8 protein-coding genes and 1 tRNA gene are annotated in these 10181 nt (G+C 63.1%); all 9 read left to right on the plus strand.

Annotated features, from left to right (window positions below; translation table 11 throughout):
- Positions 1-2: 2 nt before the first annotated feature.
- On the plus strand, positions 3-1745 hold the full coding sequence (locus FJ988_RS30200; protein WP_407067760.1) for a hypothetical protein: 1743 nt from the start codon (positions 3-5) through the stop codon (positions 1743-1745).
- 134 nt (positions 1746-1879) lie between these two features.
- Positions 1880-1955: transfer RNA gene (locus tag FJ988_RS30205), tRNA-Trp, on the plus strand.
- Positions 1956-2309: 354 nt separating this feature from the next.
- Positions 2310-2513: a preprotein translocase subunit SecE gene (secE, locus tag FJ988_RS30210; RefSeq protein ID WP_040974128.1), complete on the plus strand. Its 204-nt coding sequence runs from the start codon at positions 2310-2312 to the stop codon at positions 2511-2513.
- 27 nt (positions 2514-2540) lie between these two features.
- Positions 2541-3068, plus strand: a complete 528-nt coding sequence (gene nusG, locus FJ988_RS30215; RefSeq protein WP_041003121.1) for a transcription termination/antitermination protein NusG — start codon at positions 2541-2543, stop codon at positions 3066-3068.
- A gap of 189 nt (positions 3069-3257) precedes the next feature.
- The gene (gene rplK, locus FJ988_RS30220; RefSeq protein WP_140822948.1) at positions 3258-3686 is read left to right on the plus strand and encodes a 50S ribosomal protein L11; all 429 of its coding nucleotides are present in this window, start codon (positions 3258-3260) and stop codon (positions 3684-3686) included.
- A gap of 4 nt (positions 3687-3690) precedes the next feature.
- A complete protein-coding gene (gene rplA, locus FJ988_RS30225) occupies positions 3691-4389 on the plus strand; it encodes a 50S ribosomal protein L1 (protein WP_140822950.1) in 699 nt (232 codons plus the stop codon).
- Positions 4390-4776: 387 nt separating this feature from the next.
- Positions 4777-5295 carry a 50S ribosomal protein L10 gene (gene rplJ, locus FJ988_RS30230; protein WP_140822953.1) on the plus strand — a complete coding sequence of 173 codons (519 nt, stop codon included), beginning with the start codon at positions 4777-4779 and terminating at the stop codon, positions 5293-5295.
- Positions 5296-5349: 54 nt separating this feature from the next.
- The gene (gene rplL / locus FJ988_RS30235) at positions 5350-5730 is read left to right on the plus strand and encodes a 50S ribosomal protein L7/L12 (RefSeq protein ID WP_066989581.1); all 381 of its coding nucleotides are present in this window, start codon (positions 5350-5352) and stop codon (positions 5728-5730) included.
- 263 nt (positions 5731-5993) lie between these two features.
- A complete protein-coding gene (gene rpoB, locus FJ988_RS30240; protein WP_140822955.1) occupies positions 5994-10130 on the plus strand; it encodes a DNA-directed RNA polymerase subunit beta in 4137 nt (1378 codons plus the stop codon).
- The last annotated feature ends 51 nt before the right edge of the window (positions 10131-10181 follow it).

Raw genomic sequence — 10181 nt, forward strand, 5'->3', positions numbered from 1 at the left:
GTATGGGTTGTACCAGGGGCTTGGCAGGCGTGATTTCCGCGTTCCGTTCAAAGGGTATCTTGTGGCGGCTGGGGCTGGTTCGGCTCGGGCTGGCCATTGCCGTGGGGCTTGTCGCGTTCGCGGCAGCCGCGAAGGAAGACGTACCGGGTTACGGCCCGGCCATGCGCTTCGTCGTCGTGCGCAGCAGCGCTCCGGGCTGCGAGCCCAATTGCCCGGAATGGATTTCGGCCGAAGGCACGATCGAGGCCGGCACGCCGGCGCTGCTGAAGCGCACGCTGAAGACGCTGGGCGCCCGCAAACTGCCGATTGTCGTCAATTCCCCGGGTGGCAATGTCGACGCAGCGCTCCAACTCGGCCGCATGATCCGCAAGGCCAAGCTCGACATCGGCGTCGGCGAGACGATGTTTTACGGCTGCGAGCCGCAGATGAAGAACTGCCGGGCCAATGACGGCAAGGGCGCCGCCTATTTCGGCTTAACCTACGCAATGGGCGCCATGTGCAATTCGGCCTGCCCGCTGATGTTTGCCGGCGGCGTGCGCCGTGTCGTCGGCGATTGGGGCTATCTCGGCGTGCACCAGATCACCACCACCTTCCGGCGCGAAAAACTACTCTACCGCACGACCTATCAGATCGTGAACGGCAGGAAGAAGATCGTCAGCACCAAGATCGTCAGTCGCAAGAATGCCGGCAGCTACAAGACGTACGAGATGAGCAGGCCGGTCGAGAAGCGGCTGGCCGCCTATCTGAAGGAGATGGGCGTGGAGCAGGGCGTGCTGGACATTATGAAGGCAACGCCGGCCAGCGACATAAGCCGCATAAGGCAGGCGGACTTGCTGGCGACGAAGCTCGTCACCAGCTCGGATTCAGTCGACCTCTTCACGCAAGGGGGGATTTGCCGGCGCAATCCCGTGCCGGCGAACTGCAGGGAAATCCCGGCCAATGCCAAACCGGCCGGGGCTGGGACGATCGAAGCCAGGGCCACGCCTTCGCAGCCGGCCGAAGCGCCGCTTTCTGAGCCGGTCAGCGCTGCGTCGCCCGTGCCGGCCGCGGCCACGCCTGCAGACGACGCATCCGAAATGCGCTTTGTGATCGTTCGCGGCAGCAATCCGCTATGCAATCCCGATTGTCCCGAGTGGATCTCGGCGGAAGGCACGATCACCGCGCGCACGGCGGAGCGTCTGCGCCAATTGCTCGATACGATCGACGAGCGTCGGTTGCCGATTGTCGTCAACTCCCCGGGTGGCGATGTGCAGGCTGCGCTTGCCGCGGGCCGCCTGATCCGCGCGCACAAGCTCGACGTCGCTGTCGCAAGAACCGACTTCCTCGACTGTGAACCCGGTGTCCCGAGTTGCGCGTCGAAGGACGATCTCCACACCGGCCTCACCGTGGATGCCGGCGCCGAATGCGACGCCGCCTGCGCGGTGATAATCGCCGGCGGCGCCAGGCGCCTTGTCGGCGCCAATGCGCATTTCCTGGTGCATGCCATGGGCATGGAAGAAAAGGTCAGGGCGTACCTGGACGAGATGGCGATCGGCTCCGGCTTCTTTGTCGCCATGCAATCGGCGGAATACGCCAAGCACCGGGAGCTTAGCCGGGACGAATTGCGGAAATTCGGACTGACCACCGGCCCGCAATCGGTGGACGAGCTGACCGGTGCGACCATCTGCAAATCGTCGCCGAAGCCGGACAATTGCCGTGTGCTGCCGGCTGCCGCTGCCGAGGCGAAGGCGCCTGCGAAACTTTAGCGCCGACCATCGGCGACGAGAGCCTGCACGCTGCCCGCCTGGATTTCCGGCAACGGATCCAAAACCCTTTCTGAGCGCTCTTTACAGAGTGCCCGGAAGCTTCTAGGAAGCGCCTGCGCTTTGAAAGCGCATGCACGGGCATAGCTCAGTTGGTAGAGCGGCGGTCTCCAAAACCGCAGGTCGTAGGTTCGAGCCCTGCTGCCCGTGCCATCTTCCTCTTCAAATAGCTGATCAAGGCCGCAGCCGTTGAAAACCGGCGGGTGGCTTGCCATATGAGCAAATCTCGGGCATAAGGCCCGCATAGCCGGGACGGGACGACTGGATGGTTCCGAGGCGGCGTTAGGACATAAAGCGGGCGCTTGCCACTTGCGTGGATTAAGAATCGGTTTTATGTAGACAAGACAGACACGCGACGCGTGGAGCTGGGAAGCCAGCTTTACGCGTCTGATTTGCATGGGTGAAATGGCGGCGCTGATTCGGTGCTGCATGACCCCAGGCGGCACGTCCCGGCCAGCGGGATCATCCAGGAGATCCGGCCAACGGATCTTGAATGCAGAGCGGCACATGGCTTCGAAAACCACCAATCCTTTCACCTTTCTCCAGCAGGTCCGCGCGGAGACGGCCAAGGTGACGTGGCCTTCGCGGCGCGAAACCATGATCTCGACGGTGATGGTCCTGGTGTTCGCGGTGATCGCGATGATCTTCTTCTTCGCGGCCGACATAGCCATGGGCTACGCGATCGAGTGGATCCTGGGTCTCGGGCACTAATTCGGCGATTTACGGAGAGGTCGGGAAATGACTGCGCGCTGGTATATCGTCCACGCCTATTCGAACTTCGAAAAGAAGGTCGCCGAGGACATTGAGAATAAGGCCAAGCAGAAGGGCCTGTCGGGCGAGATCGAGCAGATCGTGGTGCCGACCGAGAAGGTCGTCGAGATCCGCCGCGGCCGCAAGGTCGATGCCGAGCGCAAGTTCTTCCCGGGCTATGTGCTTTTGAAGGCCAATTTGACGGATGCCGTGTTCTCGCTGGTCAAGAACACGCCGAAGGTCACCGGCTTCCTGGGCGACTCCAAGCCCGTGCCGATCACCGAGACCGAGGCGCAGCGCATCCTGAACCAGGTCCAGGAAGGCGTCGAGCGGCCAAAGCCCTCGGTCACCTTCGAGATTGGCGAGGCGATCCGCGTCTCCGACGGTCCGTTCGCATCGTTCAACGGCGTCGTCCAGGAAGTGGACGAGGAGCGTGCCCGCCTCAAGGTGGAAGTTTCGATCTTCGGGCGCGCCGTGCCCGTCGATCTGGAGTTCGGACAGGTCGAAAAGGGCTGATCCGTATACCTGCGCCGAGAGGCGTCGGAAAACCCTGCGCCGACAGGCGTCAGGAGCGGTTGCTTAAAGCGCCGCATGAACGGGTGGGAGGCGAAAACGGCATAGCCGGCCGCTGGAACCGCACCACCAGACTGCAACCGCCGGTGTTCCCGAAAATGGGGCCGGCACGAGAAAAAGGCAGGAATAGAGATGGCTAAGAAAGTTGCAGGCCAGCTCAAGCTCCAGGTTGCCGCGGGCTCGGCTACGCCGTCGCCCCCGATCGGCCCGGCGCTTGGTCAGCGCGGCATCAACATCATGGAATTCTGCAAGGCGTTCAACGCGCAGACCCAGGAACTCGAGAAGGGATCGCCGATCCCGGTCGTCATCACCTACTACCAGGACAAGTCGTTCACCTTCGTCATGAAGACACCGCCGGTGAGCTACTTCCTCAAGAAGGCCGCGAACCTGAAGTCGGGCTCCAAGGAGCCGGGCAAGGTCAAGGCTGGCACCGTTTCGCGCGACAAGGTTCGCGAAATCGCGACTGCCAAGATGAAGGACCTGAACGCAAACGACGTCGAGGCGGCCATGCGCATGGTCGAGGGCTCCGCCCGCTCGATGGGCCTGGAAGTGGTGGGCTAAGATCATGGCAAAGATTGCAAAGCGTGTTGCTGCCAGCCGTGAAGGCATCGATCCGAACAAGGCCTATGCGCTCTCCGAGGCGCTGCAGCTGCTCAAGGACCGCTCGAAGGTGAAGTTCGACGAGACCGTCGAGATCTCGATGAATCTCGGCGTCGATCCGCGTCATGCCGACCAGATGGTCCGCGGCGTGGTCAACCTGCCGAACGGCACCGGCCGCTCGGTGCGCGTTGCCGTGTTCGCCCGTGGCGACAAGGCCGAGGAAGCCAAGGCTGCCGGCGCCGATATCGTTGGCGCCGAGGACCTGGTCGACATCGTCCAGAAGGGCACGATCGATTTCGATCGCTGCATCGCCACCCCGGACATGATGCCGCTGGTCGGCCGTCTGGGTAAGGTACTCGGCCCGCGCGGCATGATGCCGAACCCGAAGGTCGGCACGGTGACCGTCGATGTCGCCGCGGCCGTCAAGGCCTCGAAGGGCGGCGCCGTCGAGTTCCGCGTCGAGAAGGCGGGCATCGTCCAGGCCGGCGTCGGCAAGGTCTCGTTCGACGTCAAGGCGCTGGAAGAAAACGTGCGCGCCTTCGCGGATGCGGTGAACAAGGCAAAGCCTACGGGCGCCAAGGGCAACTACGTCAAGAAGGTGTCGGTCACCTCGACGATGGGCCCCGGCCTCAAGCTCGACCTCGCGACGCTCGCCGCGTCGTAAGTGTCGTCCGGTCGGCCTCGCGCTGACCGCTGAAAAATTCCGGACCGCCGATCCGTCGGCGGCCCGGTAACCCGGGAGCCGAAAGGTTTCCGGATATCCTGTCCGAGATTGCAGGCGGCCCAACAGCCTTAATTCATGTGGGCCTGCATGAGACGGGTGAAGACCCGACAAAGGAGCGTCAGGCTCCAATGAAAGGTTCGAACCGTGTTTGCCTTTTGTCAGCGCATCGCCGGCTTTGCCGTCGGTGTGGCGAAAGGGGGCAGGATCCTCGAGCGTCGTTCGGGAGATCCGTTTTTGGATGGCCCGGCCGGCAAAAGGCAACCCGACTTCTGACCTCGAGATGGGAATGTTCCCATCGTTGAGGCAGTGGTCAACTGGAGATAGGCAGTGGACAGAGCGGAAAAGCGCGAACTCGTCACGGGCCTGAACGAAGCGTTCGGTAACGCAGGTTCAGTCGTCGTGGCCCACTACGCCGGTATCACCGTGGCGCAAATGAACGACCTTCGGTCGAAAATGCGCGCCGCCGGCGGCACCGTCAAAGTCGCGAAGAACCGTCTCGCCAAGATCGCTCTTCAGGGCACGGACTCCGCATCGATCATCGATCTGTTCAAGGGACAGACGCTGGTCGCTTATTCGGAGGATCCGATTGCGGCGCCGAAGGTCGCGTCCGAATTCGCCAAGGGGAATGACAAGCTGGTCATTCTCGGCGGCGCGATGGGCACGACCTCGCTCAACGCCGATGGTGTCAAGGCACTCGCCACGATGCCGTCGCTCGACGAGCTGCGCGCCAAGCTGGTTGGCATGATCGCCACGCCGGCAACCCGGATCGCCCAGATCGTCAATGCGCCAGCGGCTTCGGTCGCGCGCGTCATCGGCGCTTACGCCCGGAAGGACGAGGCGGCATGAGGCCGTTCCTCGCTGTCAACAACACACGTTCGAACCAACTAAAGGAATATCAAAATGGCTGATCTCGCGAAGATCGTAGACGACCTTTCGAAGCTGACCGTCCTTGAGGCGGCTGAGCTGTCGAAGCTCCTGGAAGAGAAGTGGGGCGTTTCGGCCGCTGCTCCGGTGGCGGTTGCCGCTGCTGGCGGTGGCGCTGCCGCTGCTGCTGCCCCGGCTGAAGAGAAGACGGAATTCGACGTCGTTCTCGCCGACGCCGGCGCCCAGAAGATCAACGTCATCAAGGAAGTCCGCGCCATCACCGGCCTTGGCCTCAAGGAAGCCAAGGACCTGGTCGAAGCGGCTCCGAAGCCGGTCAAGGAAGGCGTTTCCAAGGCCGACGCCGACAAGTTCAAGGCTCAGCTGGAAGCAGCTGGCGCCAAGGTCGAGCTGAAGTAATAGGCGAGGGCGGACGGTCTCGCGCCGTCCGCCCCCTCCCTTGACGAAGGGAGGGTTTCGTTGCGCGAGGCGTTCGAAAACCTTTTTCCTGAGGGCCGGGAAGCGGCCTTCAGGAAACGGGTTTTCTCCCGTTTTAGCCGGCAACCGCCAAGCGATTGGAAACGGCGACCGGAAAACAGATTAGGGGCAGCCGCCCAGGCCGCCCATTGGTGCAAGGCGAACCGCGGCGAGGTTCGCCCCGAGTTTAGAGCTAAGGAGCGACGATGGCCCAGACCCAGACTTTCAATGGCCGCAGACGCGTACGCAAGTTCTTCGGAAAGATCCCGGAAGTTGCGGAGATGCCGAACCTCATCGAGGTTCAGAAGGCATCCTATGACCAGTTCCTGATGGTGGACGAGCCCAAGGGCGGCCGTCCGGACGAAGGGCTGCAGGCCGTTTTCAAGTCGGTCTTCCCGATCTCCGATTTTTCCGGCTCCTCGATGCTGGAATTCGTGAAGTACGAGTTCGAAGGACCGAAATTCGACGTTGACGAATGCCGTCAGCGCGACCTGACCTATGCAGCACCCCTCAAGGTGACGCTGCGCCTCATCGTGTTCGATATCGACGAGGATACCGGCGCGAAGTCGATCAAGGACATCAAGGAGCAGGACGTCTACATGGGCGACATGCCGCTCATGACGTCGAACGGCACCTTCATCGTCAACGGCACCGAGCGCGTCATCGTCTCGCAGATGCACCGCTCGCCGGGCGTCTTCTTCGACCACGACAAGGGCAAGTCGCACTCGTCGGGCAAGCTTCTGTTTGCCGCGCGCGTCATTCCCTATCGCGGCTCGTGGCTCGACATCGAGTTCGATTCCAAGGACGTCGTGCACGCCCGCATCGACCGCCGCCGCAAGATTCCGGTGACGTCGCTGTTGATGGCGCTCGGCATGGACGGCGAAGAGATCCTGTCGACCTTCTACAACAAGATCACCTACAAGCGCGCCGGCGATCACTGGCGCATCCCGTTCAACGTAGAGCGTTTCCGCGGCTTGAAGGCCGTCGGCGACCTGGTCGACGCCGACACCGGTGAGATCGTTGTCGAGCAAGGCAAGAAGATCACCGCCCGTCAGGCCCGCCAGCTCGGCGAAAAGGGTCTCAAGGCCATCAAGGCGACCGATGAGGATCTGCTCGGCAATTATCTCGCCGAGGACATCGTCAACTACGCCACCGGTGAGATCTTCCTCGAGGCCGGCGACGAGATCGACGAAAAGACGCTGAAGGTGCTGCTCGGCACCGGCGAGGAAGAGATCCAGATCCTGGATATCGATCACGTCAATGTCGGCGCCTACATCCGCAACACGCTCAACGTCGACAAGAACGAGAGCCGCCAGGACGCGCTGTTCGACATCTACCGTGTCATGCGCCCGGGCGAGCCGCCGACGCTCGAGACTGCCGAAGCCATGTTCAACTCGCTGTTCTTCGACAGCGAGCGCTACGACCTGTCGGCCGTCGGCCGCGTCAAGATGAACATGCGCCTCGAGCTCAAGGCCGAGGACACCGTGCGCGTGCTGCGCAAGGAAGACATCCTGGCCGTGGTCAAGACGCTCGTCGAACTGCGCGACGGCAAGGGCGAGATCGACGACATCGACAATCTCGGCAACCGCCGTGTGCGTTCGGTCGGCGAGCTCATGGAGAACCAGTACCGCGTCGGCCTGCTGCGCATGGAGCGCGCGATCAAGGAGCGTATGTCCTCGATCGAGATCGACACGGTCATGCCTCAGGACCTGATCAACGCCAAGCCGGCGGCCGCCGCCGTGCGCGAGTTCTTCGGTTCCTCGCAGCTGTCGCAGTTCATGGACCAGACCAATCCGCTGTCGGAGATCACCCACAAGCGTCGTCTCTCGGCGCTTGGGCCGGGCGGTCTGACCCGTGAGCGCGCCGGCTTCGAGGTGCGCGACGTGCACCCGACGCATTACGGCCGCATCTGCCCGATCGAAACGCCGGAAGGACCGAATATCGGTCTGATCAACTCGCTGGCCACTTTCGCACGCGTCAACAAATACGGCTTCATCGAAAGCCCGTACCGCAAGATCGTGGGCGGCAAGTTGACCAACGAGGTTGTCTACCTGTCGGCGATGGAAGAGGCCAAGCACTATGTCGCGCAGGCCAACGCCGAGCTCGACAAGAACGGCAGCTTCGTCGACGAGTTCGTCATTTGCCGTAACGCCGGCGAGGTGATGATGGCGCCGCGCGAGAACGTCGACCTGATGGACGTTTCGCCGAAGCAGATGGTGTCGGTCGCGGCAGCGCTCATCCCGTTCCTCGAGAACGACGACGCCAACCGCGCGCTGATGGGTTCGAACATGCAGCGTCAGGCCGTGCCGCTGGTGCGCGCCGAGGCGCCGTTCGTCGGCACCGGCATGGAGCCGGTCGTCGCCCGTGACTCGGGCGCCGCCATCGGCGCCCGCCGCGGCGGCGTGGTCGACCAGGTGGACGCCACCCGTATCGTCATCCGCGCGACGGAAGATCTCGATCCGGGCAAGTCCGGCGTCGACATCTACCGGCTGATGAAGTTCCAGCGTTCGAACCAGAACACCTGCATCAACCAGCGTCCGCTGGTGCGTGTCGGCGACCGGGTGAACAAGGGCGACATCATCGCCGACGGTCCGTCGACCGAACTCGGCGATCTGGCGCTCGGCCGTAACGTGCTGGTCGCGTTCATGCCGTGGAATGGCTACAACTACGAGGACTCGATCCTGCTCTCGGAGCGCATCGTGGCCGACGACGTCTTCACCTCGATCCACATCGAGGAGTTCGAGGTCATGGCCCGCGACACCAAGCTCGGTCCGGAGGAAATCACGCGCGACATTCCGAACGTTTCGGAAGAAGCGCTGAAGAACCTCGACGAAGCCGGCATCGTCTATATCGGCGCGGAAGTGCAGCCGGGCGACATCCTGGTCGGCAAGATCACGCCGAAGGGCGAAAGCCCGATGACGCCGGAAGAAAAGCTGCTGCGCGCCATCTTCGGCGAGAAGGCCTCGGACGTTCGCGACACCTCCATGCGCATGCCTCCGGGCACCTTCGGCACGGTCGTCGAAGTGCGCGTCTTCAACCGCCACGGCGTCGAGAAGGACGAGCGCGCCATGGCGATCGAACGCGAGGAGATCGAGCGTCTGGCCAAGGACCGCGACGACGAGCAGGCGATCCTCGACCGCAACGTCTATGCGCGCCTGTCCGACATGCTTGTCGGCAAGGAAGCGATCGCCGGACCGAAGGGCTTCAAGAAGGGCTCGAAGCTGGCGAAGGACACGCTGGACGAGTATCCGCGTTCGCAGTGGTGGCAGTTCGCCGTGGAGAACGAGAAGCTTCAGGGCGAGCTCGAAGCTCTGCGCGGCCAGTACGACGAGTCCAAGAAGGCGCTCGAGCAGCGCTTCATGGACAAGGTCGAGAAGGTGCAGCGCGGCGACGAAATGCCTCCGGGCGTCATGAAGATGGTCAAGGTCTTCGTGGCGGTTAAGCGCAAGATGCAGCCGGGCGACAAGATGGCCGGCCGTCACGGCAACAAGGGTGTCGTGTCGCGCATCGTTCCGGTCGAGGACATGCCTTTCCTCGAGGACGGCACGCATGCCGATATCGTGCTCAACCCGCTGGGTGTGCCGAGCCGCATGAATGTCGGCCAGATCCTGGAAACGCATCTGGGCTGGGCCTGCGCTGGCATGGGCCGCAAGATCGGCGAGCTGATCGACGCGTACAAGGCGGGCGGCGACATCAAGCCGCTGCGCAAGACGCTGGAAAGCTTCATGCCGGCCAACGACCGCAACGAGCCTGTGCGCGAGTATGACGACGACAGCGTCGTGCGTCTCAGCGAGCAGATGCGTCGCGGCGTGTCGATCGCCACCCCGGTGTTCGATGGCGCGCACGAGGCAGACATCAACACGATGCTGCAGCAGGCGGGCCTCCACACCAGCGGCCAGTCGCAGCTCTATGACGGCCGCACCGGCGAGCCGTTCGATCGCAAGGTGACGATGGGCTATATCTACATGCTCAAGCTGCACCACCTGGTGGACGACAAGATCCACGCGCGTTCGATCGGTCCGTACTCGCTCGTGACCCAGCAGCCGCTGGGCGGCAAGGCGCAGTTCGGCGGCCAGCGCTTCGGCGAAATGGAGGTCTGGGCGCTCGAAGCCTACGGCGCCGCCTACACGCTGCAGGAAATGCTGACGGTGAAGTCGGACGACGTCGCCGGCCGCACCAAGGTCTACGAGGCGATCGTGCGCGGCGACGACACGTTCGAGGCGGGCATCCCCGAGAGCTTCAACGTTCTCGTCAAGGAAATGCGCTCGCTCGGCCTCAATGTCGAACTGGAGAACACCCAGGTCGACGAGGCTCCGACGCGTCTGCCCGACGCCGCCGAGTAAGGCTTATCGCGCGCCGCGCAGACCCGGCGCGCCCCCACCATGCCCCCGCAA

Origin of the sequence: Mesorhizobium sp. CU3, from assembly GCF_006442965.1 — a bacterium.
Taxonomy (GTDB): Bacteria; Pseudomonadota; Alphaproteobacteria; order Rhizobiales; family Rhizobiaceae; genus Mesorhizobium.

Coding starts and splice junctions, on each gene's coding strand:
- FJ988_RS30200 (WP_407067760.1), top strand. CDS start 3: ATGGGTTGTACCAGGGGCTTGGCAGGCGTGATTTCCGCGTTCCGTTCA.
- secE (WP_040974128.1), top strand. CDS start 2,310: ATGGCTTCGAAAACCACCAATCCTTTCACCTTTCTCCAGCAGGTCCGC.
- nusG (WP_041003121.1), top strand. CDS start 2,541: ATGACTGCGCGCTGGTATATCGTCCACGCCTATTCGAACTTCGAAAAG.
- rplK (WP_140822948.1), top strand. CDS start 3,258: ATGGCTAAGAAAGTTGCAGGCCAGCTCAAGCTCCAGGTTGCCGCGGGC.
- rplA (WP_140822950.1), top strand. CDS start 3,691: ATGGCAAAGATTGCAAAGCGTGTTGCTGCCAGCCGTGAAGGCATCGAT.
- rplL (WP_066989581.1), top strand. CDS start 5,350: ATGGCTGATCTCGCGAAGATCGTAGACGACCTTTCGAAGCTGACCGTC.
- rpoB (WP_140822955.1), top strand. CDS start 5,994: ATGGCCCAGACCCAGACTTTCAATGGCCGCAGACGCGTACGCAAGTTC.